Genomic DNA, 25,063 nt, shown 5'->3' on the forward strand with positions numbered 1-25,063 from the left:
CTGTGTTCAGATTAATATCTAGTGGAAGATTTTCTAATTATTAGTTCGGGTTGAAGGACAATTTTTTTCTGAACCTTTAATTTCTTCTTAATACTTACTTCTTCTAAAAATGCTTGAGCTGTAAGTCGCCCCATTTCAATTGGTGATTGATCGACTGATGAGATAGATAAGTCCATGAATCTAGTAAATGGCTCATTACTGAATCCTACAACACAAATATCTTGTGGAATCCTCAACCCATGAGCTTTGATTTCTTGAATAGCACCTAAGGCTGTAAAATCACTAGAAGAGAAGATTCCGTCAGGTCTATTCTGCATTTCTAGAAAGGTCTTAGTTATTCTTTTTCCCTCATCAATCTTACTTGCAGATTCTACGACTAGACTTTCATCAAATTCTAACCCATGATCCAGAATAGCCTGTTTGTAACCTGCATAACGATCTTTGAATATTTCAAAGGACCGGTCATTAGATAAATGTGCGATTTTTTTACAGCCCTGATCAATTAAATGCTTTGTAGCGGTATAAGCACCATTGAAGTCGTCTATAGTTACGGAGCTTATTCCGTCCATTTCTCTTTTTCTATCGAAAAATATTAAAGGAACCTGTTTTTGCAGTAGGCTGTCAAAGACCTCTATGTTTGTCTTTGCATTACTTATAGACATTAAAACACCATCTACTTGAGCGTTTAGCAGAGAGTTAATATTGCTGGTTTCTAGTATTTCCTGATTGTGGGTTTGACATATGATCACATGATACCCTTTAGGATATAATTCCTCTTCAATCCCTCTAATAACTGAAGCAAAAAAATTACTATCCACTCTGGGTACAATCACTCCAACATTAAAGCTTTTACCGCTTTTAAGAGCGCGAGCAAGCGTGTTTTGCTCATAGTTCATTTCTAGAGCAGTTTGCTTTACAAGCTTTCGAGTGTTTTCACTTATTTTTTTGTTGTTGTTTAGTGCCCTTGATACAGTGGCTGCGGTAAGATTGAGTTTTGCCGCTATATCGTAAATAGTCGTTTTTTTCTTCATCAATGGTAAGGAGGTAGTCGGTAAAAATACGAAACTTTAATATGGAATAAATATGTCGTGTACTCGCGGTATTAGTGCGAGGAGCTTTACAATATAATATGATTTTAGATTGACTAATTTAATGTAATCGATTACCTTCGATACAAGGATAGATTCCAATTTTAAAAAATATGAAGAGATTTAAAAGTGTCTTGAAAATAATGTCATTGTGCTTAATCGCCTTCACAATGATCACTTGTAGTACTGATGATTCAGAAAGCATGTCTGAGGAAACTGAGATCAAGATTGAAACATTGGTAATCTATGGAGGAAATATAACAGATGGTGGCACCAACCAGCTGTCTGTAGGCTTTATTCCTAGCAATGCTAGCAATAAAACAGTCACTTGGAGCAGCTCGGACCCTCAAATCGCCACTATTTCTGAAACAGGTGTTCTTAGCGCGGTGTCAAATGGTAACGTCACCATCACGGTAACAGCTCAGGATGGCTCAAATGTGTCCGGAAGCAAAACATTTACGATCTCAGGTGTTGCTCAAGCAATTGAGGGCACGATCGTTCAAACCTCTCAAGAAATCATCAATGCGCTTGCTAACGCAACGCCTGGTGAAGAAATATACGTACGTGGTGGGACTTATACTTTTAGTTCACCTATCAGAATCACAAAAAATGGAACCAGTACCAATCCTATTATATTTTATGCCTATCCATTAGATAGTGAAAGGCCTAAGTTTGATTTTTCCGCTATGAGCGAAAACTCGTCCAATAGAGGCATTGAGTTATCTGCAGACTTTTGGCATGTCAAAGGCATTGATGTCTATGCCGCAGGAGACAACGGAATACATATTACTGGAGACAGCAACATCATTGAATTTTGCACATTTAGCGAGAATGCGGATACAGGATTACAACTTGACAATGGTGCCAGCAATAATTTTATTTTGAACTGCGACTCGTATTTTAATGCAGATTCAACCCTAGAAAACGCAGATGGTTTTGCTTGTAAGCTCGATGCAGGAACAGGCAATAAATTCAAAGGTTGTAGAGCCTGGCAAAATCTTGATGACGGTTGGGATGGTTATTTACGCAATACCGATAATATAACCACAACACATGAAGATTGCTGGTCCATCAACAACGGCAGGTTGCAAGATGGTAGTGTCGGTGCTGGTGATGGAAACGGCTTTAAAACTGGCGGTAGTGATGACAAGCAACTTAGACATAATGCTATCTACAAAAACTGTGTAGCGGTAGGAAATACTCAGGACGGTTTTGATCACAATAGCAACCGAGGAAACATAGAGATCTACAATAGTTCAGCTTACGATAATCGAAGAAACTTCAGTTTCAGTACTACTAATATTGCGGCATCCTTGTTAATCAAGAACTCCTTATCATTTGACGGTACTAACTCAGATAGCTACAACGCCACACAAACGGACATCACTAACAATGGATGGCAAAATGGACTAGTAACTAACGACCAAGACTTCAAAAACTTAGACATCAGCTTATTGTTGTCAGCTAGAGATGCAGAGGGTAATTTGCCCAAAGTAGACGCCTTGAGACTTATTGCTGGCAGTGATTTGATCGATAAAGGAGTTGATGTAGGTCTACCGTTCAATGGACCTGCACCTGATATAGGTGCTTTTGAATTTGAATAGTTTAGCGCTATTCAGTTTTGATTTCAAAAACGTTATTCAAAAAGGCAATAGTGTATTCCAAAGTTGATTGGAACCAAGGCTCTACCAACCAGAAGGAATGAGGAGTTCCTGGAATGGTATATTGCTCGTAATAGATGTTGTTCTGCTTCAAATAAGCAATCATTTCATCACGACCAGCGTGAAATCGCGGCTGAGTACTATTTATGAATAACGTAGGAGGTGACTCGGGAGACAGGTATTCTAGAGGAGAAGCTTCTTTCCAATTTCGGAAATTATCTTCTTTAGAGCCATTGAGCCATATTCCTGCCATCTTACCTTCTGCAGCGGCTTCTGGATGGATAAAAGACACAATCCCATCAATATTCACGATAGCCTGCACGTTATCTGAAACCTTTGGATTTACTTCGTAAATATTGGAGTCTGCAGTTTCTCCAACCAGTGTGGCCAGTTGCGCACCCGCTGAAGCACCAAGGATAGCGATACGATCAGGATCAATATTATATTTTCTAGCATTCTTTCTGCTCCATTTGATTGCATCTTTTATGTCAAGCACAGCAGCAGGATAGGGAGCTTCAAGCCCTAAACGGTAAGCAACGGTGATCGCAACAAATCCATTTTGAGATAGATGCTGCGCCATCGCTCGTTGGTTTTCCTTGCTTCCCGTGAGCCAGCCGCCACCGTGAACTAAAATGACGGCAGGAAATCGGTCTTTTGAAGTTTTTTGAGGACGATAGATATCGAGTTTTAATTTATTTCCACCTGCCTTTTTATAGGTCTTATTTTCCTTACTTCGTAAAAGAGTACCATCGATGGATTTGATAGGCTTTATGAACGGATGGTCTTTTTTTAGTTTTTGGAAAGTGGATTCGGCAGAATAGGGCTTGAATTCTGGCTCTTGCTGTTGACCGTTGGCTATAGTCCCCAGCAATAGATTTGATACAGTTAAACAATAAAATAGGATCTTCATTAAATCTTCTAATTATTGCCCTGAGTTAAAGATCGATGGAGCCAAAATTTAAATGTAAAAGATCAACATCATTTTTAAATGAATGATTTGATTAATGAAAACTTAAAACTCTAACAGCTTTTCCAAGTTTTTTAGCGATTCAATTCTAAACTTGCCAAAATGAATGGTCCAGTACCTTTAGGGTCGTTAGGCCTAATGATTTCTCCAACATAGTACTCGTAAGAACCATCTCTATACGGGTTACCACCTAGTCCGGCCACACCACAAACCTGATTGAGATTGACTAGTCCATTTTCTTCAACTGTGATGAGGTTGTTGATAATCCCTTGATACGCCTTTTGGGCTACGTCCTCATATTTTTCAGGTAAGTAGCCTTTACTTACCGCTTTGGCAAATGTGTAGGTAAACATAGAGGATCCAGAAGCTTCCAGATAGTTACCATCGCGGTCGCCTTGATCGATCACTTGATACCATAGGCCAGACTCGTGTTGAACGTTTGTAATCGCTTCTGCAAACTGATTGAGGTAAGTGACTATTCTTGCATGACCTGGATGCTCTTCTGGCAAGAAGTCCAATACATCTACCATCGCCATACCATACCAGCCCATGGCTCTGGACCAGAAATGAGGTGAGTTGCCTGTTTCCTTGTTAGCCCATTGTTGTTCTTTGCTCTCGTCCCAGCCATGATATAATAATCCGGTTTCTTCATCACGGCTATGCTTTTGAATAAGATCAAATTGCAGCACCACGTCGTCATAGATTTGCTGTACTTCAGCCTCATCATCTATATATTCTTGTGCATATCTTATATGGAAAGGCTCTGCCATGTATAGACCGTCCAGCCACATCTGGTATGGATATACTTTTTTGTGCCAGTAACCACCGTCAGATGTTTTGGGTTGTGATTCCATTTGATCATCCAGTGTTTGCATCGCGAGCAGGAAACGTTCTTCTTTTGTCTTAGGATATAGATAAAGCAACACATCACCAGACTTGATCATGTCTAGGTTCTGGTTGGATAACTTATAGGTTTCGATGGTACCTGTACTGTCAATGAGTTCATCTGCATAGGCATAGATGTAGTCATAATATTGTTCTTTGCCTGTTTGCTCATACACTTTCGCGCAAGCGCTAAGAACTAAACCGTTAGTATAGCTCCAACGCGGCTTTTCTTGAAAATCTAGCATGGAAGCCTTTGGCACACGTTCCATTTCAGAAAGCATCATGCGCTCTGACCACTTGAGATCTTTAGGCACGGTCAGCTCTGCCGATTTGCTAGCTGTGGCACTGCTCTTAGAAGACTCGTCGGTAGGTTTGCAGGCAATTATAGAGGTGAACAAAAGGAATAACAGGCCCAATCGGGCAAAATCAGTACGGTCCATTATAGGGAGTTTGTGTTTTCTAGAGTATTTAATTTCTGGTCTAGGTCAGCAAAAAAGTCTGTTTCATTTTTGATTCCATTAGGCTCTTGTTCCCAAGCACCCAAAAAATAATAAGTGAGTTCCTGAGTGGTAGGTTTGAAAATGACAAGGTGGTCGTTGACTCCTTCTTTTTGCTGTTCTACCTGACCCAAACGATAAAACAAAGCCATGCCCAATTTATCGTCATCACTCACTAAGGTCTGGTTCCCGTATGTGGCAATGTAAGCCCACTTTGCACCTTCTTTTTTTGATAAGGGCACATTTTCAAATTTTACGATTCCCGTGCACAGGCCTTCAATTTCTCGAGAAGGTTTCAAAACGGCCTTAGTAAACCTATCACTGGCTAGGATGCTTAATTGGGTGCTGAGATTGATACTGTCGTTGCCAGTTTTCCAATTTTCATAATCAATGTGAATGGTTGATTTTCCTTCAAGATTTTCTATTACCGCAGTAGTATTGGAAACGTTTCTAAAATGCGCAACGGTGTCATTTAAGATGCGACCGTAACCACCTATTCCCATGGATTTACCAGCCTTCAAGATGTCCTGTCCCCAGGGTTGCTCTTCATGATAGGAGTCAAATCCATCCTGACCTACATACGGTAGCACAAGCGTGTCTACCTTTTTTCCAAATATGTCAATCGCATTGCGCCAGTCAAGATATAGCCTGTAACCTATCTGGTTATTTTCCCATCCTGGACCTTCATAACGTATGAACCACGAGTGGTCTGTATGCTCTGCAGGTACCACGAGCGTATCTACGTTTTTGAAGTAGCCTTCCATGTACTCGCGGCCTTCCCAGTAGCCACCTTCCTTTCTAGAAATCTCTGCATAGGACGTGCTTGCTGTAATTGCTTCTTGGTTTTCGTTGGTAGCCTGCTGCTCTGTTTGTTCTCGTTTACACGAAAGCGTAATCAAGATAATCATAGCTGGTAGCAATATTTTTTTCATTTCTAAAAGATCTTGAATTAGTATTTTTTACCGTTGATGGTCACATTCTCAAATTGAAGTGGCTCAGAATTCTCTACCGAAAGATCTGTATCTGCACTTTTGATGGTGATGTTTTTAAGCGTCACATTTTTGACAATATTTTCTGGTCGCCCTTTGATCAGCACTCCATATTTACCGCCATCTTCCACCGTTATGTTTTCTAGATGGATGTTTTTAATGGAAGGAATAAAGTCACCTTCTTGATTTGCATAAGTGCCATAATAAGCATTGATTCTAAGCATGGCTTCCTTAACCTTGCCTACTTTAATATCTTTTACAAAAACGTTTTCTACAAAACCACCTCTAAGAGTATTGGTTTTGATACGTATGGCTCGATCCAGCTCTGGACTGTCCATGGTACAATTTCTCACATATACATTGCGAACTCCAGCAGATATCTCACTGCCCATCACAACACCACCATGTCCATCCTTCATGTCGCAGTTTTCTACGACAATATTCTCACTGGGAATATTGACCTGACGCCCATCGTTATTCCTACCAGACTTTATTGCGATACAGTCATCACCGGTATCAAACGTACAGTTTGTGATATGAACATTTTTTGCATACTCTGGATCACAGCCATCATTGTTGGGTCCATGACTATTAATGGTTACTCCATCAACCGTAACATTGTTAGATTTGATAGGGTGAATTACCCAGAATGGAGCATTTAAAATCGTGACACCTTCAATAAGTACATTTTCACAACCAAATGGCTGAATAAATTGCGGACGTAATTGATGCCCTTCACCAAAGACACGCTCACTGACAGGTTTGTTTTTATCAGAGAATGCCCATAATCGTGGTAGGTTATGATCGTCACCTTGTTTAGGTTCTCCTTCTACATATCCATATTCTTCTTTGCCGGCCCATTTCCACCAGTTCGCGTTATTCGCTTGTCCATCAAATACGCCTTTGCCTGTAATGGCAATATTTTTCTCTTTATAGGAATAGATGAGTGGCGAGTAATTCATCAATTCCTGGCCTTCATAAGATGTATGAACCAATGGAGTGAAGTCTTTTGTTTCCGTAGAAAATAAAACGACAGCTCCATCTTCTAGGTGTAGATTGACATTGCTTTTTAAATAAATGGCGCCCGTCAGGAACTTTCCGCTAGGTATTAGGACAGTACCGCCACCGGCAGCGTTACACTCTTCTATTGCCAGTTTAATGGCAACTGTGTTTTTCGTAACGCCATCTGCTACGGCTCCATAATCCAAAATATTAAAGGTGGCCTCAGGAAAGGTAGGTATGATGATATCCTCAATGATTTGATCTGCAGCAGCAAAATTATCGACGGCTGTATTGTCTTTAGTAATTGATGTCTTACAGCTTAAAAGCGTAAGGAACGATAGCAGGGTCAACAAATAAATCTTGAGATTAGAAGTTTGGTTTTTAAACATGGGCTTTTTGTCAATTATGGGCTTTTAGAAAATTAGCTTAATTAAAAAGAGGTATGCATAAAATGGATACCTCTTTTCATTGCTAACTCATTTTAAAAATTATTTATCGCAACCATCTAGGGTCACCTATATTATTGTCAATTAAGGTCTGGTTAGACACGCTGAAGTTTCCTTCTTCCACATTCTCAAATTCTGGATCTAGAGTAAAGTAGGTTGAAGTAGCATCAAAAACAGTATTACCGGCATCATAGAAACCTTCTGCATTGAAATAATTGTTGTTGTCAAATAGAGTGTTCGGGTCTGTTCTACTTTGGTTAGAGTAGTATGCCGATGTTTGAGCAAACAGATTGTTTCTCACGGTTATGGTGTTTGTTTCAAAGCGCACGTATAGAATTCTGTCTGACGTGTCAGAAACGCCATATAACGTACAGTTTTCTAAAAGCACGTTGATGTTAGTGGTGCCGTTAGAATCACCAGCAGCATCCAACCTTAAAAAGTCACGTCCAGGAGCACAATTATTGAAAGTACTGTTGGTAACAGCAGTATCCAATACATCTGAATTTCTAAAATCGATGAAGTCTCCACCTGAGGTAAGAACGTCTGTTACTATACAGTTGTTAACGGTAAGGGATTGTAAGATCGCTCCAGTTTGATTGCCTGCAACAAACGACCTATTATAGTCGTGAACATTACAGCCATCAAGAACCAATGTATTAAAGGCACCAGCGCCAGTGTATCGTACAGTATCTGTAAGATCTGTGGCTATGTCACCAGATAGGTCTAAGTCGATTAAATTCACATCAGTTGCGCCTCCAACAATAGAGATGCTTACTTTGAGCAACGGTTTGTCATAGCTTAGGAGACCTCTAATGGTCAGGGATTTGTCCAGAGTAATTGTTCCTACTTGATCTGTGTAATCGCCAGCTTCTAAAAGCAGAACGTCACCAGGGTTGGCATCAGCTACTTTTTGAAAAAGATCATCAGCAGGAGTTACCACGTTTCCAGAATTGGCATCAACCTCTGTTGTAAAGTCTATAATTCCCCTAATGTTATTTCCATTTAAAAGAGTAGCTCTATATTGGGTTTCTCCGGTTAGACCTGTAATTATAGCTGTCCCTTCAATCACTTCTTGTGGTGTGATTTCACGAGTAATAGGATTGTTACTTTCTCTGTTCAGGATTATTGTAGTAACGGTACTATTGGGAACCCATCTCAATAAAGCTTGGTTAGCCATGATGTCTCCATCTTGGGTAGGTAAAAATATCTGCTCTGTTAAGGTTTGCGCGATAACTGCCGTCGAATATTTTGAATCCTCGAGCCCTCTAGAACTCACCGCTTTTACTCTAACATAATAAAGGGTTTCTGCTGCTAGTAGAATTCTAACAGGAAGCTCGTTAAAGGTGACTTCTCTAGATTCGGTCAACGTACCAAAATTAGGGTCTTCACTAACCTCTACAATGTAGTCATTTACATTCTCGTCCGCATTCCAGGTTAGCTCTACTGTCGTTTGAGTTCTTATCTGAGCTCGAACGTTCACAGGAGCAAATTCTCTTTTAACGTTTAGCTCTGTGATTAATTCATCATCATCCGTACAATTGGTGGTCACTAAAAGGAACAATAGTGCTCCTAAAAAGATTTTAAAGACCTTTGTGGTTTTATTCATCATAATAACTCGTTATTAGTTTGTTGACGTTTAGTATCCGTAATCGTTGGTTAATTGACCGTTGCTACCGTCAATGAAAGTTTGCCAGATAGGCCAGAACTGTCGGTCATCTGGATCAACACCTTCCTTAAACAAGCTGTTTACTTCTACATCTGTCAATGTCGTCCAATCAAAAGCTGAAAATTCTGGACCTGGTTGTTGGGTCTCACCTCTGTTTAGTCCATATATTTCCAATGTTTCATTATCCTCAGCATATCTAAAGTAAACCGTGGTCGGGACATCTGCATATTCTCCTGATCGCGTTTGAAGGTTTCCTAATTTTACTTTTGCTTCTCTTAAATTTTCACCTAGTAAATTCCACCGAATGAGGTTTTGTTTTCTTTCTGCCTCACCAGTGAATTCAAATTTATTTTCTTGGACGATAGCGTCAAACATTGCCTGTTGTGAATTTAAATTATCCACATAGCCGTCCACTTTCTGCGCTTGTAAAGCAGATGGGAATGCTCTTCTACGAACTTCTTTCAAGTATGGAGCAGCTGCACCTGGGCCTTGCAATTCATTGGCAGCCTCTGCAGCTATAAGTAAGACTTCTGCATAACGCATGTAAATCTTATTAACTCCATCATCATTAGTTGATGTAACATATCTATTCATCCATTCATAACGATACTTTCCAAAATACCACGTGTTGAGTCCTACAAGCTCTTGTTTTGCAAAACCATCTATTGGTATACCCCATTGGTATGGAATACACGTAATATCTCTACGTAAATCATCTTCATCGTAATCGTAGAATAGGTTAGGTAATGGGCCAGCGATACCACCACGTGCCTGACCAGTATGTTGGTCTACTCCACGATGTCTAATCGCAAAAGAAAAAAGCATTCGGCCTCTACCTGCCGCAAAAGGTATTTCCCAGAGTGACTCTCTGCCTGCACTCAAGACTTCTTCATTATAATTTCTCCAAAGTGTTTCAAAAGACGATGATAGCTGAACTCGCCCACTAGTAATTACTGTGTCTGCCTCTCTCAATGCTAAAGTATACATGTTAGTCACCGAAAGCTCTGGATCGTTGGATCTCCTTACTCCATCAGGATACTGTTGAAATCCACTAGCGACCATCGCTAGGCGCGCTCTTAGAGACTTTACAAAAGCTTTGTTCACTCTTTCAACGGAAGTTGTAAGTGAATTTTCATTAGGCCAAGCTACCAGTTCCGAAGCCTCAGCGAGATCATCTAATAGTCGTTTGTAGATCTCATCTCTATTAGTTTTAGGAAGATATAGAGTTTCTGGGGTAATAGGTTCAAATCTGGCAGGGACATCACCCCAAGCTTTCATTAGGTCCGCATAATAAACAGCTCTGTAGGTTAAGGCTTCACCTAAAAGCTGACCTAAATCCTCATTTACATCAGTATTCCCAAAGCTGCGAAGCCCTTTGATACAAATATTAGCACGCTCGATACCCAAATACATTTGAGCCCACGCATTGTTTTCGGTATTCATCTGCGAATTGGTAGGTTCTGCATCATAGATCATCAATTCGCCCGTTGGGTTATTTGCTTCGTCAGAATTATAATTCCATTCCGCATCGGTATTAAATCCATAGTATGGTAGAAACCTACCTCTATACGAGTTGGTCTGCCCCATAGGCTCCAATATTCCATCAACAGCACCCTTTGCCAAATCGAACGTGGAAAATATTACGGATTCATTCAAGGTCGATTGCGCTGGAGCTTCCAAAAACTCTCCTTCAACATCCTCGCAAGAACTTAAAAGACTGATGGTAAATATTACTATAGCAAGTTTTATATATTTCATCTTTTGTAAAATGTTTAATTAGAAATTAAGATTAAGTCCGAACACGATTTGTCTGCTTCTAGGGTAGGGAGAAAAGTCTACACCTGGAGTAAGAGGCGTTCTTCTTCGAGTTGAAACCTCTGGATCAAGACCCGAATAATTAGTAAGTATAAATACGTTGCTGGCTGTAGCATAAAACCTAACCTTGGTAAGCCCGTAGTTTGAAATGATCGTTTCTGGTAATGTATAACCTAAACTCAAGGTGTTCAAACGTAAGAATGATCCATCTTCAACTGCCCAATCGCTGAATACAAAGTTATTCGAGAACGGTGACCACATGGTTGTGTTTGCATTTAAAGCTGCAAGTTCCTGAGGATCTTGTACGAGTAAACCCGTTTCAGGATTTAAATTAGTCCATCTCACACCGTCTGCTTGCATCGTGCTTAAATTTCTATATTGACTATTTAAGTTTGATGTTGTGAATTCAATTTTATTGGCATTGTAGACATCATTCCCAATGCTGAAGTTAAAAGCAGCGGTTAAATCAAAACCATAAGCATTGGCATTTAAAGTAAAACCACCTACGGCGTCTGGATTTGCATCACCTATGATCGTTCGATCGTCAACATCTACCACTCCGTCACCGTTGATATCTTTCAACTTCATGTTTCCTGGTCTTGGAGTTCCTACAATACCTTCATTGCTTGGAACACCATCAATCAAGGTGTAAGGTTCGGCAGCAGTTGGGTCATAAGTGAAATCGTCAATCTCGTATCTTCCGTCACTTTGATAACCATACATAATTCCTATGGGTTGGCCTACCTGAACTAGGTAATCGTTCCCAATTTGAGAGGATGCCCAATTGGTGTTTGCTCCAAAGTTTATTAGATCACCTCCTAATGAATTGATCCTGTTGTTATTAAATCCTATGTTAAACGAAAGGTCTGCTCCATAATCTTGCTCATTGAATAGTGTATAGTTCAATGTCAACTCTATACCAGAATTCTGAACTTCTCCCAAATTCCTGAATTGACTGATATATCCGGTTCCAGGTATTGGGAAATTAACTAATAGATCTTTTGTTAGATTTTTGTAAACCTCTGCGGTTCCTGAAAAGCGACCATTGAACAGTGTGAAGTCTAAACCAGCATTTTGTGTTACCGTTGTTTCCCATTTTAAATCTGGATTAAACAATGTTCGAGATGTAGACCAGTAATCTGTAATGTTATTTAAGTAGTTTGTGTCGTTAGATTCAAAGGTTTGAACTGCTTGATTAGGAGGAATGTTGTTGTTACCTACAGCACCATAACTAACTCTTAGTTTCAAGTTGTCAACCCAATCTACCTCGTTTAAAAAATTCTCTTGGTCTAACTTCCAAGCTACGGCTGCTGATGGAAAGTAACCCCATCGATTACCCTTAGCAAATTTGCTAGAACCGTCTGCTCTAAAAGTAGCGGTTAGCAAATAACGATTTAGAAAACTATAGTTGGCGCGACCAAAGAAGGATAGTAGCTTATCATCTGCACTAATGAAGTTATCTACTAGATTTGGTGACCCTTGAGTGGTTAAACTCACAGCATTATTAAAATCAAAATCAGCTGGGTAGCCATTTATTTCTGTTGTAGTACGCGTGTCTTTATTGATGATGATTTCTTCCCCAACCAATAGCTGTAAACGATGATCATTATTCAAAAACTTTTCGAAATCATAGTTTAAGGTATTCGCATTTCTGAACGATTCTCGTTTGCGATCAGAAAAGATCAAGGATGGAAGTCCAAGATTCTCTACCGAAGGAACGTTATTGGAATAGTAGGTAGAACGACCGTAGAAACGGAAATCCTGATCATTTCTAAAATCTATACCAAAGTCAGACTGAAGCTTAAGATTATCTATAATTTCCCAACCTAAACCTCCTAGCAGATTGTAATTCCTTCTCAATTGTTGTCTTTGATTATCAGCAACTGATACTAATGGGTTGACTAGGTAACCAGCTAACGCCTCATCAGTATTAGTTGTCGTAATTCCTGGAAGAGGAATAGGAGAGTATCCAACACTGTTTCTCAATCGAGCATCAGCAGATGAGAATTCATTCTGCTCATTTGCACCACCACCATTGATCTCTGTATCTGAATACCTTATGGTAAATGATAGATCAATTTTTTCACTGGCTTCACTTCTCAAGGCTAGCGATAAGTTGTCACGCTTAAAATCAGATCCTATTTGTATGGCTTTTTGATCAAAATGCGCATAGTTGAAATTAAAGTTAATAGCATCTGATCCGCCTCTTATGGCAAAGTCTCTGCTATTAAGTGTACCTTGTTCGCCATACACTTGCTTTTGCCAGTCATTGCCTTTAAGACCAATATATTGATCATAATCTTGCCACTCACCAAAGAATCTTTCATAAGATTCTGGAAGGTCCCTCAACAAGGCATATTCACGTTGCCATAAAACGAAGTCATCAGGCTGAAGGACATCAATAGTATTAGCAATTTTACTATAACCAAAATAGGCATTAGCATTCACACTAATTTTTCCTGCTTTTCCTTTTTTGGTAGTCACGAGAACAACTCCATTTGCTCCTCGAGAACCATAAATTGCTGTTGCAGATGCGTCTTTAAGAACGCTAATTGTATCGATATCTGTTGGAGAAATGTCATTTAAACTGTTGATAGGGAAACCATCAACAATAACTAAAGGTGAACTATCTTGTGTTAGAGAGCCTGCGCCACGTACTCTAATGTTGATTTCTGCATCTGGAGAACCTTCTGATGATGAAATCTGTACACCAGCCAATCGTCCCGTTAAGGCTTCAGCTACATTAGAAATAGGTTGTTTAGTCAGTGCTTCACCACCTACAGATACCACAGAACCTGTCAAATCTGATTTTTTAACACTGCCATATCCTATGATCACAATCTCATCTAATGATTCAGTGCTAGGATCAAGAGAGACAGTGATGGAGCTTTCATTAGCTATAGAAACTTCTTTACTCAAATACCCTACGTAAGAGAACACCAGAATCGGATTCTCAGTTGGCGTACTTAAGGTAAAGTTACCATCAAAATCTGTCACAGTCCCTAATTGAGGGTTGCCTTTGACAGAAACGGTCACGTTCAATAAGGGTTCACCTGTATCTGCCGCTTTTACCGTTCCAGTGATAAGGTTTTGACCTTGAACCACTGAACTTGCAGATAAAAATAAGGTTGCAAAAAGGAATGTTCTTGCTAATCCTTGAGTAAAACGAGAGTGTCTTTTCTCCTTTGATCCGAATAACAACGAATGAAATAAATTAAAAACCATAAGCTGATTTAATTAAACTATTACTGAAATGTAATCGATTACCCAAATGTATTGCATATTTTGAATTATGCAAATTATATCTTAATCTTTTTATTAATCTTAATTTTTGGATAGGTCAGCTAACAATATGATTTCTACAAATAAAATTTGCAGATTTCCAAAATAGAATTAACAATGTTCTTTATGTAATCGATTATATAAGTATATTTCTTTTTAACTCTATGAAAAGTTTTGTCCATAGCATCTTAATAATCAGTGCTACAATAGGTGGATCACTGCAATACGCCGAATATTACCTATAAGGCTTTAGTGCTGCAGAAACAGGTGGAGGAAATGCTGATCCAATGACCGTTTCTACGTACACATCTTTCGCGACAGCGGATTTTTCTGCTACTCCTAAGGATGAAAAATATGGAGCAAGAGCTACTTAGAAATAAGTAATTCTGGTATGATAAGCTCTAAATGCCCTAAACTGGGATACGGCGATGTCAATTCGCCAAAATTCCAAATTTATCCCACAACCATTGAAAGTCTTTTATCTTTTGAACTAGTTGATCTAGACCTAAAAGGATCTTCGTTGAGCATTTTTTCGCTTGACGGAAAAAAATATATACCAATTTCAACCTTGAAAAGGTAGGTGGTAAGATCAATGTTGATTTTGTGTAGCAACGACTTGGAATGTATTTATGTCAATTTTCTAGTAAAAAGGACGTACAAACTATATGAGTGATCAATAGGGTGCAATGAATTGCCAATCAAAATATTAACTATTTCAAAATTACTTCTATATTTACAATGTAATCGATTAACCTAAACTCAAAAACATGAAAAAAACTTTACTATTCTTCTTGCCTTTACTATTTGTAAGTGCAATGACAACAGCTCAAACTAAAACCTGGAACTTTTCTGATGGATGGCCAGAAACCGATGGGTTTCCTGGTTATGCTGCTGATCCTGATGGGACAAATCCTGTGGTAGTGGATAATCTTGTGATACAACCACATACGTCCAATAACAACATGGGACAGATCACCACTAGCGTTCTAGATTTCTCTGATGGATTCACTTCTAGCTTAAGATTTAGAACTAATGGAAGCGCCGGAGGAACAGCAGAACTTCCAGTTCGTAGATATCTAAAAATACCGGTTTCAGGAGATGTGACCGTTACTATCTGGTGTGCTGCCGGTGGAAGTAGCGCAAGAAGCCTTTTCGTTTCAGATGGATCTATCATTTTAGGCACATTACCAACCGATGGAGAACAAGACGTTCCTAAAATTTTTGAAGTATCTTATACAGGTGCAGACGCAGATCTATATGTATATGGCGATAACAATTTCAGCCTTCACAAAATTGAAGTGACTGGAACTGGAGCAAGCAGATTGTTGAGTGTGGACAATGCAATCAAAATACCAACTACCTTAATTAGTCGTGACGGCCAAGTTTTGGTTTCTAACGTTACAGCAAAAACTCAAATTGAGATTTATAATTTAAGTGGTGCTTTAGTAAAATCTGTAAGTGTTGATCAAGATGCTAGTTTTGATTTCAACGTTTCTTCAGGATTGTATATAGGAAAAATAAATACTTCAGCTGGCAGTAAGTCTGTCAAGCTACAAGTACAATAGCTTCATTGTTAATTAGAGTTTAGAAGGTCCAATGATTCCTTTCATTGGGCCTTTTATTTTGAGCTCGTTTTCGCGACCCTTCAAGGCGAAACAAGAATAGGACAACATCCTGCGCATCCTAATCATACACATTAATTGTGTTTGTAAGCTTTACTTCTAAGTACGGTTAGGAATAAGTGTCAAACGCATGTACCGCATAGTAACCTATTCTAAGAACGCATATTTTTGATATGGTAGGCACAAAAAATCGCCCTGCTGTGTTAGCAGGGCGATTTAAAATAAATGAAATCGAATTACTTTTTAATCATCCGCTTGGTAATCGATCCATTAGGAGTAACGATCTTCATCAAGTAGATACCAGCGCTAAAGGACCTAAGATCTACGGTATCGATTGGGTTTTCCATTGCATTGATTAGTGATCCTAAAACATTATACACCTCTATTCGCTCGATGCGATCTAAGCTATGTTTTAAGGAGACTATTCCAGATGTAGGATTAGGATATAGGCTGACATTTTCAAGTTCTTCAATGTTTCCCATACTTAACGTGTAAGCCGTTTTAATATAAAATAAGTTAGCAACGCTGCCTTTGGTGATCTGATGTGAACCGCTGTTTATTGAAGGGATCAATAGCAACCCATTTGATGCGGTGTAGCTCGTGTTGTCTAGTTTAATCGTACCGTTAAAAGTAAGGTCAAATACCAGTGTAAGTTCTGACTCTGTAGATGTTGAGTAGGATATGTTTGTGGAAGACTCAATTTTGAGTCGTGTCGTCAAAGTAAGACCATCATAAGTGGTAGATCCTGCTGTTGAGTTGATGTTTGCACCTGAAAATGAATAGAAATTACTGGTTAAACCAGAGGCCGTAAAATTGTGGACCTCATCATCACCTGCGACTCCATTAATTCTAATAGATCCAGTTCCAGAAACTGGTGAACCTGCTGTACCTGTGGTTGTTACTGTAAAGCTCACGTTTTCAGTAGGAGTTCCGCTTATGGTCACTGTCTTTGAAGAAGAATCAATTGTAAAAACAATCCCAGCGCTCGGCAAACCTGAAACGCTGGCAGACGTAGCATCGCCGCCCCAAACAAATACCATATCTTCAATACTTTCACCGCTATTTACAGCTTGTTCGTTATTGTTTGGGATTGTCAAGGTTTGAGCGCTTTGATTAGTTCCTTGATCACCTTGAACGGAGACAACACTGGTGCTGTAGGACTGCAATAGAGCCGCAAGTCCAGAATTGACTCCAGAATCATTGTCATCGACCGCATTATTAAAAGTCCAAGTAATATCGCCACCACTGACCCTGCCGGAATATTGCATGACCTTGTCACGCGCGTCTTCGGGTGTATCTATACTAATGGTATTCACATAGAGGCTGGCGTCGGTATCAAAATTGTTGTAAGCATTATTTCCTTTGAAAGAGGTGAGATTTGATGGGATTTGCTCGCTTCTAGCTGCAGCTTGATAGGCATCAAATTGTACTGGCGCATTGACGGCGTCATAATAAACGAGACGTTGTTGACCACTTATAGTATTATTAAATGCTTTGATAAAGCCACCATCTTCACCAGAGAAGGTACCAGAAGAACCGCCAGAGATGTCAGTTCCTTGTCGTGAAGTAAGCATAGGGTATTTACACTTTCTAAAGTAATTTCCCTCAATGAATAAGGAAGAGCCGTTAGTTGATCCAGAGCCATACTTGGAATTACCATCAAAGTAATTATTGTAGATGTGCGCAGAATAAAATCGAACTCGTGGATGACGAGAATCAGAATGATCGTACCAATTGTGATGATAGGTAATATATAAACCAGTGGTAGTGTCCTCGCTCAATCCCAGCAAATTGCTTTTACCAGTATCCCAAAAGTGATTATAAGACATGGTTACATAAGTCGAACGTTTGCAATCCAGCGCACCGTCGCCTTTAGATTGATCAGCATCGCCACCAGGCGCTCCATAAAACATATCGCAATTATGAACCCATACATGGTCGTTATCTTGTTGTAGCCCTACGTTATCACCTTCGGCGGCATCAGTGAGCATAAAAGCAAGATTGCGTACTTCAATGTTGGTGCCTCGTTTGATTCTAAGTCCCCAACCGTTAGCTACCGCATCAGATCCTATACCTTCAAATGTGATGGATCCATTAGCATTGTTGTCGTTTTCAATGACAAGGTCTCCATTAATCATATAGTCCAGGTCTGTAATATTACCTATAAGTCGTATCGCGAGAGGTCGATTATCGCGACCTTTTTTAAATCCATCCAGAATATTTTGTAGACCTACACAAGGGTTACTATTGGCACCAGTAACGTTCAAAGTGACCGTATTTTTAGAATTTTCAGTAATGTAAATAACAACAGCATTATCCTTTAATGTTCCGTCCAAATTATAGGCTCCAGGTACATAACCACCTTCATGGGCAAATCCATTGCGGTCGTGAGCCATAACGGTGACCACACCAGTGACCGCTGCTGCTCCAGGATTGTTTGAAGTGACGGGAACGATTTTAAACGTATAATCTCCAGCGGCAAGACCTATAATGTCTGCACGGTAATAGCTGCCATAACTGCGTATGAGCTGGGTGTCGATCTGTTGATCAGTCATGCCATTACCGCTGTAAAAAACGTCATAACGGTTTGCGCCGGCCACTGGTTCCCAAGTCACATATGCAGACTCCAGCCATCCTGTAGCGGCCGTGATATTGACAGATTGGGCGGTCGACAAAGCGCAAGCCATCATAAACATTTTAAAAAGTAAAACTGTTTTCATAACAATTCATTTAGGATTACATCGTTCTTAATGTAATCGATTGCATTAGTAAATATAATTTTTTTACCTTAGCGTGCTATCATTAGAATATAAATTGTTCAAACAACTGAAAATAAAATAATTAAGTGGCTAATCAATCTCGATGTTTCATGAGGTTACGCTAGATATCTTGGATTTGAATACAATATAATATTGCTGTAAACTTCAAGAATACCACTCAGGATGAGAAGTAGGTTGGTGGTTGAAGAATTTCGCTTTCGCGAAAGCGAGATCTTTATCAATCACCTAATAAAAAGTGGTCCATGGATGTGACGATTATCAATCACCAAAGTTGTATAAAGCAAATAAAAATCAAGCGTTTACCTTTAAATTCATCCTTCTTAGGATAGCCAAAAAAAATCATCAATTTATGAGAGTTTTCACGTCATTAGTTTGCTTCCTGTTTTTTCAAGCTGTACAGTCGCAAATCCTGGACAAATCCTGGAGAGATATTATAACAAACAGTAGCGCTGAATGGTATGCGTCTGCGGAAGCTCGTGAAATAGCAGAAAACGTTTTGCTGTATCAAAGAGATATAGGTGGCTGGCCTAAAAATATCCAGATGCAGGAAGTGCTCTCTACTAAAGAAAAGCAAGAGTTAAGAGAGTTACAATCCACTGCCAAAGGGGTCACCACCGATAACGGTGCCACTTTTCAAGAAATGCTTTTCCTATCAAAGATTCACGAGCAACAGCCTGATGAAAGATACAGGGTTGCATTTTTAAAAGCGTTGGACTACCTGCTAGAAGCACAATACCCTAATGGCGGCTGGCCTCAGTTCTATCCGCTTAAGAAGGGTTATGCTACTCACATCACCTATAATGATGATAGCATGGTCAATATTTTGAATGTATTGAAAGAGGTAAAAGATAATTCTGGCTATTATTCCATCCAGCCGCCCAAGGAGACTTTGGAACGGGTCAAAAAAGCTTTTGACAAAGGTGTCTCTTGCATCTTACAAACTCAATATGTGCAGGATGGTATATTGACAGGCTGGTGTGCGCAGCATGATGAGGTGACTCTTGAACCTGCAATGGGAAGAGCTTATGAATTACCATCATTAAGCGGAAAGGAGTCTGCTAAAATCGTTCTTCTACTCATGTCCATCGAGAATCCATCGATCGCGGTGATGGAATCTGTTGCCAGCGCTCACGCGTGGTTGCAACGTGTAAAGATTGAAGGCTTGAGAGAAGTGAGAACCTATGATGATGAGGGCAAGGTGATCAATAAAGTAATAGTTCAGGATGAAGAGGCACCAACATTGTGGGCACGTTTTATGGAACTGGAAAACAATAGACCTTTCTTTTGTGATAGAGATGGAATCAAAAAATATTCTTTGGATGAGATAGGAGCAGAGCGCAGGAATGGTTACGGTTGGTACACTGACGAGCCTAAAGAAGTACTTAAAACCTATGACCGATGGGTGAAAGCTCATGATGTGATTGAAAAATTAAAAGCCAAGACCGCTGCGCCAAAGGATCCTTTTAACGTAACGGTGGCAAAAGATGGCACTGGCGACTATTCTTCCATTCAGGATGCCATTAATAATGCAAAATCCTTTCCTTATGAAAGGATCACAATTACGATTAAGAATGGAATTTATAAAGAAAAGGTCAGAATCTACGAATGGAATACGCACATCAATTTGATAGGAGAAAGTAAGGAGCAAACCATCATTACTTTTGATGACTATTTTGATAAAATGGCCATAGGCCGCAACAGCACTTTCCATACACCAACATTATCCATAGATGCAGATGATGTTTTGGTGAAAAATTTGACGATTGAAAATTCGGCTGGAGAAGTTGGGCAAGCCGTGGCATTAGCGATCAATTCAAATAGGGTAGCGATAGTCAACTGCAACTTGTTAGGCAATCAAGACACGGTTTACGCCTCTGGAAACGGTAAGCAATATTTCAAGGATTGCTTTATTGAAGGAACAACGGATTTCATTTTTGGCAACTCCACGGCGTTCTTTGAGAACTGTGAGATTCACAGTAAAAAGGACTCTTATATCACAGCCGCTTCTACCGGTGAGATGGCAGATTTTGGTTTTGTATTCAAAAACTGTAAGCTAACTGCTGCTGAAAACGTAGATGAAGTCTACCTAGGCAGACCATGGAGAATTTATGCCCAAACTGTTTTTACGGATAGCGATATGGGTGATCACATATTACCGGTAGGTTGGGATAATTGGTCCAAACCTGAAGCGGAAAAAACAGCTTTTTATGCGGAATACAAAAATCGTGGAAAAGGATTTGCTCCAGAACGCCGCGTCTCATGGTCCAAGCAATTGAAAAAGTCCCAAGCTAAAAAGTACAACCTCAAAAATATATTGGGTGAACATAAAAAATCATCAAAAAAGGAGTGGTATGAAACTCTATAACAAATTTGCATTGCTACTGCTTTTGACATGCTCCTTTGCAATAGCACAAGAGCATGTGGAAGGATCTTCGGTAATTACCATTCATAGCATTGGGGATTCTACCATGGCGATAAAACCGAACCCAGATGAAAATCCAGAACGCGGCTGGGCGCAAATGCTACCAGGATTTTTATCGGGTAACATTGCCCTAGAAAATTATGCGGTCAACGGCAGGAGCACACGCAGCTTTATTATAGAAGGACGATGGGAAAAAGTATTCGAAAATTTAAAAATGGGTGATTATGTATTTATCCAGTTTGGTCACAATGATCAAAAGGAAAATGATCCTAAACGATATACCAATCCGCATACCGCATATCGTGCGAACCTCATCAAGTTTGTGGAGGATAGCAGAGCTAAAGGAGCCATTCCAATTTTGTTCACATCGATTGTAAGACGCAATTACAATGAAAACGGAACCCTAGTCGATACACATGGTGATTACCCAGTAGAAGTCCGTCAGGTGGCTCAAGAATACAATGTCCCTTTGATTGACCTTCAATATCAAACCGAATTATTGGTGGAGTCCTTTGGTCAGGAAGACTCAAAGGATCTTTACCTGCATTATAAGCCTAAAGAAATAGCATATTACCCAGAAGGTAACGAGGATGATACACATTTATCTGTTTTGGGAGCCACTCATGTGGCGCGACTGGCAGTAGCCAGCCTGATACAAAAAGTACCAGTATTATCCGTTTATTTAAAAGCAGATTAATATGCGTTATCTCACTTCTACCTTTCTATTTTGCTCCTTGATAAGCAGCAGTTTTATGATCGCACAGTCTTTTGAAATTGATTTATGGGAAACTAATATCCCTAATGCTATCAATAACCCAAACTATCAGGAATCTCCGATAATAGAAGGCAAAGAGCTTATGAAAACGTCTCAGGTGACTGCACCTACCTTGACCATCTTTAAGCCAGAAAACCCCAACGGTACGGCTATACTCATTTTACCTGGTGGTGGTTATAAACATCTTGCCATTCATAAGGAAGGAACCAAGATCGCACGATGGTTGAATACCTTGGTCATTACGGGAATTGTTCTTAAATATCGTCTGCCATCAGATGTTATCATGGATGAAAAAAGCATTGGTCCTTTACAAGATGCTCAAAAGGCGATGAGAGTCATAAGGAGCAACGCTGCTACTTGGGGAATTGATCCGGCGAAAATTGGGGTCATGGGATTTTCAGCTGGTGGACATCTAGCCGCTACCTTATCCACTGGATACGATGATGAGGTGTATATTGAGAATAGCTATGTAAGTGCAAAACCTAATTTTTCTATGTTGATTTATCCTGTGATCACTATGCACGATGAATTTACACATCAAGGATCTAAATCCAATCTTCTAGGTGACAACCCTACTGCAGATCAAATTGAAATGTATTCCACTGAAAACAGAATTAACCAACAAACGCCACCAACGATTTTGATTCACGCTTTAGATGATACATCTGTGCCATACCAAAATAGTGTGATATATTTTGAAGGATTGCAAAAGCACGATATAGCGTCAGAGATCCACCTGTATCAAAAAGGTGGACACGGTTTTGGACTCAATGAAGATGGGCCTGCCAGGAATTGGCCAGCAGCCTGCGAGCAATGGCTGCGCACTAACGCTCTACTTAGAAAAGGTTTTCCTTAGAAAGCCAAATCAACTAATAAGTCAATCAACCCAAAAACAAAAAAGCCTCTCCTATTCGTCCCCAAAATTTGGGGATCAAAAAGTCTCGGTTTACTGATGATTTCATCAAGCTTATAAAGAAGTACTATCTGAAATTGGAAGTCATTTTTTCTCCTAACTATAGGCGCAGCACGTAATATTTAGGTGGAGATAACTTGTGAGCCCTTTCAGGTCAAAGCATATTCCGGTCTGAATTAATCAAATACTCGATTTGGGATCTACTATATTTTTTAAGGACTCTTTCTCTTATCAATGCTTCTTTCTTAGTTGGAAACTCTTCTTTAAATACTAATTCCCAATCATTTGCTCTTGAAGTAAACTTGCTTTGAGCAGCGTTGTGTTGTGCCAGTCTATTTTCAGGGTGCTGGCTGTAGCCTTTGTAATAACAATCCATGGCTTTTGAGTGAATTACATAAACATAATGTTTAATGCACATGACTTTGAATCAACTATGGTTGAGAAGATACCAAATTAACCCAAAAACAAAAAAGCCTCTCCTATTCGGAAAAGCTTCTCAAAAAGTCTCGGTTTACCGAGGCCTTCAAATCCCCAATTTTGTTAGGGGACACACAACTTGAATTGCTCCCGATTGCTATCGGGATAGCGGTCTGGACGGGATTCGAACCCGCGACCTTCGCCGTGACAGGGCGACATTCTAACCAGCTGAACTACCAGACCGTGTTCTTATAGAACGATGCTATCACATTTCTGCTTTAGCGGATGCAAATATACCTAGGTTTTTTAATCTAGCAAGTTCTTACCCATGATTTTTGAAAAAAGTTGAAATACTTATGCCGCCTGATGGGTAAGATGTAGTTTTACAACATGATACAACTCATCGCCACAGACATCGACGGTACGCTACTGGATGGAAACCGTTTTATTTCTGCAAAAACTGCAGAAATCTTCAATCAACTGGAGCTGCCTAAGATCCTCATTTCTGCGCGCATGCCGCAAGCCATGTACTACCTGCAGGAAGCGCTTAATATTCAAGGGCTGCCTATCGTCTGTTATAACGGCGCCTTAGTGCTGCATCAAGAAGAGGTTCTCCATAGTGATAGTATTTCTTTTGATATCATCAAGGATCTTGCTGCAATAGGTGTGGATCACGATATTCACGTGAGTTTGTATCGTGGCAAGGAGTGGTTTGTAACCCAACGGGACCAGTGGACACTTAGGGAAATCAACAACACGCGTGTAGAGCCTACCGTTCAGGATCTGGAAGATACCATGGCGTATTTCAAAAAAACTCAAGATGCTGGTGGTGCCCACAAGATCATGTTCATGGGCAATGCAGATCGTATGGAACTCGCTTTCGCGAAAGCGGAAAAACATCACTCCTCAATGGTTCATTTGTACCGCTCAAAAGATACCTATACTGAAATATCGCCTAAGAACATCTCCAAAAAATCAGCCCTGGAATTATTGATCCAGCGCAATTATCCATCCATCGCTATGTCTGGCGTGGCAGCCTTTGGCGATAATTATAATGATACTGAGATGCTCGCTGGCGCTGGATATGGAATTGCGGTAGCCAATGGCCGTGATGAGGTCAAACAGGCCGCAAATCACGTCACGGCCCATCATAAAGAAGATGGCGTGGCCCTATGGCTGGAGGAATTTATACTCAACAAAAAAGCGACCCTGTAGGTCGCTTTTTGATGTCTTTTATAAGTTGTCAACTTAGTTCTGGATCTGGATCACATCTGCAGATCCTAGATTTGCTATATTGATAACAGAGTTATAGTCACTAACATCCAGTCTTGGATCGCTGGCAACCTCTGACGGTAAAATTACGAATCTAAAAGTTTGATTGTTCAGATCTGCTGTTGTCAAGTTATTGAAATCAGTAGAAATAGGTCCGTCGATAAATAGTCTTGCATCTACGATAGTAAAGTCATAATTGTAACGGAAATCTCCAAAATCGCTAAAAATGGTCTGTGGCAAAGCTCTCCATACATCAACGGTACGACCATCATCAGTACTAGCTTGTTCAAACAAGATGTAAGCAAGAACTACATCAGTGTCAAAAAGTTCAAAATTATTAGGATAATTCACAGGTACAGAATAATCTGGTGCTGTGAAATCCTCAGTGGTCTCAAAAATCAATGCGGTTTCTGCATCCAGACCATCCAGACCATCAAGACCATCACGCCCGTCAAATCCTGGAGGTCCTTGGTCGCCTTCACAAGAAGCAAAACCAACGGCGATAGCTAATAGTAATAGTATTTTTTTCATAATGTAGTATTTTAGGTTTTTGAGAGTTCAATA

17 protein-coding genes and 1 tRNA gene are annotated in these 25,063 nt (G+C 39.8%); 6 read left to right on the forward strand and 12 right to left on the reverse strand.

The window, feature by feature from the left end:
* Positions 1 to 11 precede the first annotated feature (11 nt).
* On the reverse strand, positions 12 to 1,031 hold the full coding sequence (locus BST86_RS13690) for a LacI family DNA-binding transcriptional regulator (protein WP_105983732.1): 1,020 nt from the start codon (positions 1,029 to 1,031) through the stop codon (positions 12 to 14).
* 200 nt (positions 1,032 to 1,231) lie between these two features.
* Here BST86_RS13690 and BST86_RS13695 point away from each other — a divergent pair, with 200 nt between their 5' ends.
* Positions 1,232 to 2,692, forward strand: a complete 1,461-nt coding sequence (locus BST86_RS13695) for an Ig-like domain-containing protein (RefSeq protein ID WP_172443357.1) — start codon at positions 1,232 to 1,234, stop codon at positions 2,690 to 2,692.
* 7 nt (positions 2,693 to 2,699) lie between these two features.
* On the opposite strand, the gene BST86_RS13700 is transcribed toward BST86_RS13695, so the two are convergent.
* The 7 genes from BST86_RS13700 to BST86_RS13730 all read right to left on the reverse strand — a co-directional run bounded on the left by BST86_RS13700 (position 2,700) and on the right by BST86_RS13730 (position 14,217).
* Positions 2,700 to 3,659, reverse strand: coding sequence for an alpha/beta hydrolase (locus BST86_RS13700; protein ID WP_105983734.1), 960 nt, complete (start codon positions 3,657 to 3,659; stop codon positions 2,700 to 2,702).
* A 131-nt stretch (positions 3,660 to 3,790) separates the two neighbouring features.
* Positions 3,791 to 5,041, reverse strand: coding sequence for a glycoside hydrolase family 88/105 protein (locus BST86_RS13705; RefSeq protein ID WP_105983735.1), 1,251 nt, complete (start codon positions 5,039 to 5,041; stop codon positions 3,791 to 3,793).
* Positions 5,041 to 6,030: a DUF4861 family protein gene (locus BST86_RS13710; RefSeq protein WP_105983736.1), complete on the reverse strand. Its 990-nt coding sequence runs from the start codon at positions 6,028 to 6,030 to the stop codon at positions 5,041 to 5,043. The genes BST86_RS13705 and BST86_RS13710 overlap by 1 nt, the downstream gene beginning before the upstream one ends.
* 17 nt (positions 6,031 to 6,047) lie before the next feature.
* On the reverse strand, positions 6,048 to 7,478 hold the full coding sequence (locus BST86_RS13715) for a glycoside hydrolase family 28 protein (protein WP_105983737.1): 1,431 nt from the start codon (positions 7,476 to 7,478) through the stop codon (positions 6,048 to 6,050).
* 103 nt (positions 7,479 to 7,581) lie between these two features.
* A complete protein-coding gene (locus BST86_RS13720; RefSeq protein ID WP_105983738.1) occupies positions 7,582 to 9,144 on the reverse strand; it encodes a DUF5123 domain-containing protein in 1,563 nt (520 codons plus the stop codon).
* 27 nt (positions 9,145 to 9,171) lie between these two features.
* Positions 9,172 to 10,959, reverse strand: a complete 1,788-nt coding sequence (locus BST86_RS13725; protein ID WP_105983739.1) for a RagB/SusD family nutrient uptake outer membrane protein — start codon at positions 10,957 to 10,959, stop codon at positions 9,172 to 9,174.
* Positions 10,960 to 10,977: 18 nt separating this feature from the next.
* The gene (locus BST86_RS13730; protein WP_242446543.1) at positions 10,978 to 14,217 is read right to left on the reverse strand and encodes a SusC/RagA family TonB-linked outer membrane protein; all 3,240 of its coding nucleotides are present in this window, start codon (positions 14,215 to 14,217) and stop codon (positions 10,978 to 10,980) included.
* Positions 14,218 to 15,065: 848 nt separating this feature from the next.
* Between BST86_RS13730 and BST86_RS13735 the strand changes: the two genes are divergently transcribed.
* Positions 15,066 to 15,863 carry a T9SS type A sorting domain-containing protein gene (locus BST86_RS13735; RefSeq protein WP_105983741.1) on the forward strand — a complete coding sequence of 266 codons (798 nt, stop codon included), beginning with the start codon at positions 15,066 to 15,068 and terminating at the stop codon, positions 15,861 to 15,863.
* Positions 15,864 to 16,156: 293 nt separating this feature from the next.
* Here BST86_RS13735 and BST86_RS13740 read toward each other — a convergent pair whose 3' ends face one another.
* Positions 16,157 to 18,640 (reverse strand): pectate lyase family protein, encoded by a 2,484-nt coding sequence (locus tag BST86_RS13740; protein WP_105983742.1) that lies wholly within the window; start codon positions 18,638 to 18,640, stop codon positions 16,157 to 16,159.
* 409 nt (positions 18,641 to 19,049) lie between these two features.
* Between BST86_RS13740 and pelA the strand changes: the two genes are divergently transcribed.
* From pelA to BST86_RS13755, 3 genes are read left to right on the forward strand one after another with little or no spacing between them, the layout of a single operon-like run.
* Positions 19,050 to 21,065 (forward strand): pectate lyase, encoded by a 2,016-nt coding sequence (gene pelA, locus BST86_RS13745; protein ID WP_105984054.1) that lies wholly within the window; start codon positions 19,050 to 19,052, stop codon positions 21,063 to 21,065.
* Positions 21,052 to 21,819, forward strand: coding sequence for a rhamnogalacturonan acetylesterase (locus BST86_RS13750; protein ID WP_105983743.1), 768 nt, complete (start codon positions 21,052 to 21,054; stop codon positions 21,817 to 21,819). The genes pelA and BST86_RS13750 overlap by 14 nt, the downstream gene beginning before the upstream one ends.
* A 1-nt stretch (position 21,820) precedes the next feature.
* Positions 21,821 to 22,753 (forward strand): alpha/beta hydrolase, encoded by a 933-nt coding sequence (locus BST86_RS13755; RefSeq protein WP_105983744.1) that lies wholly within the window; start codon positions 21,821 to 21,823, stop codon positions 22,751 to 22,753.
* Positions 22,754 to 22,964: 211 nt separating this feature from the next.
* Here the strand turns inward: BST86_RS13755 and BST86_RS13760 are convergent, their stop codons facing one another.
* A complete protein-coding gene (locus BST86_RS13760; RefSeq protein WP_262497928.1) occupies positions 22,965 to 23,228 on the reverse strand; it encodes a GIY-YIG nuclease family protein in 264 nt (87 codons plus the stop codon).
* A 168-nt stretch (positions 23,229 to 23,396) separates the two neighbouring features.
* Positions 23,397 to 23,470 (reverse strand) — tRNA-Asp (locus BST86_RS13765).
* 147 nt (positions 23,471 to 23,617) lie between these two features.
* Here BST86_RS13765 and BST86_RS13770 point away from each other — a divergent pair.
* Entirely contained in the window at positions 23,618 to 24,442 is an 825-nt protein-coding gene (locus tag BST86_RS13770; RefSeq protein ID WP_105983745.1) for an HAD family hydrolase, read from the forward strand.
* Between the two features lie 33 nt (positions 24,443 to 24,475).
* On the opposite strand, the gene BST86_RS13775 is transcribed toward BST86_RS13770, so the two are convergent.
* The gene (locus tag BST86_RS13775) at positions 24,476 to 25,030 is read right to left on the reverse strand and encodes a dihydrolipoamide dehydrogenase (protein ID WP_105983746.1); all 555 of its coding nucleotides are present in this window, start codon (positions 25,028 to 25,030) and stop codon (positions 24,476 to 24,478) included.
* Positions 25,031 to 25,063 lie beyond the last annotated feature (33 nt).

Origin of the sequence: Nonlabens agnitus (assembly GCF_002994045.1) — a bacterium.
In the GTDB taxonomy this organism is placed as follows: domain Bacteria; phylum Bacteroidota; class Bacteroidia; order Flavobacteriales; family Flavobacteriaceae; genus Nonlabens; species Nonlabens agnitus.

Bases quoted from the DNA above. Each gene is read 5' to 3' on its own strand.
- BST86_RS13690 (WP_105983732.1), bottom strand. From the start codon at position 1,031: ATGAAGAAAAAAACGACTATTTACGATATAGCGGCAAAACTCAATCTT.
- BST86_RS13695 (WP_172443357.1), top strand. From the start codon at position 1,232: ATGTCATTGTGCTTAATCGCCTTCACAATGATCACTTGTAGTACTGAT.
- BST86_RS13700 (WP_105983734.1), bottom strand. From the start codon at position 3,659: ATGAAGATCCTATTTTATTGTTTAACTGTATCAAATCTATTGCTGGGG.
- BST86_RS13705 (WP_105983735.1), bottom strand. From the start codon at position 5,041: ATGGACCGTACTGATTTTGCCCGATTGGGCCTGTTATTCCTTTTGTTC.
- BST86_RS13710 (WP_105983736.1), bottom strand. From the start codon at position 6,030: ATGAAAAAAATATTGCTACCAGCTATGATTATCTTGATTACGCTTTCG.
- BST86_RS13715 (WP_105983737.1), bottom strand. From the start codon at position 7,478: ATGTTTAAAAACCAAACTTCTAATCTCAAGATTTATTTGTTGACCCTG.
- BST86_RS13720 (WP_105983738.1), bottom strand. From the start codon at position 9,144: ATGATGAATAAAACCACAAAGGTCTTTAAAATCTTTTTAGGAGCACTA.
- BST86_RS13725 (WP_105983739.1), bottom strand. From the start codon at position 10,959: ATGAAATATATAAAACTTGCTATAGTAATATTTACCATCAGTCTTTTA.
- BST86_RS13735 (WP_105983741.1), top strand. From the start codon at position 15,066: ATGAAAAAAACTTTACTATTCTTCTTGCCTTTACTATTTGTAAGTGCA.
- BST86_RS13740 (WP_105983742.1), bottom strand. From the start codon at position 18,640: ATGAAAACAGTTTTACTTTTTAAAATGTTTATGATGGCTTGCGCTTTG.
- pelA (WP_105984054.1), top strand. From the start codon at position 19,050: ATGAGAGTTTTCACGTCATTAGTTTGCTTCCTGTTTTTTCAAGCTGTA.
- BST86_RS13750 (WP_105983743.1), top strand. From the start codon at position 21,052: ATGAAACTCTATAACAAATTTGCATTGCTACTGCTTTTGACATGCTCC.
- BST86_RS13755 (WP_105983744.1), top strand. From the start codon at position 21,821: ATGCGTTATCTCACTTCTACCTTTCTATTTTGCTCCTTGATAAGCAGC.
- BST86_RS13760 (WP_262497928.1), bottom strand. From the start codon at position 23,228: ATGTGCATTAAACATTATGTTTATGTAATTCACTCAAAAGCCATGGAT.
- BST86_RS13770 (WP_105983745.1), top strand. From the start codon at position 23,618: ATGATACAACTCATCGCCACAGACATCGACGGTACGCTACTGGATGGA.
- BST86_RS13775 (WP_105983746.1), bottom strand. From the start codon at position 25,030: ATGAAAAAAATACTATTACTATTAGCTATCGCCGTTGGTTTTGCTTCT.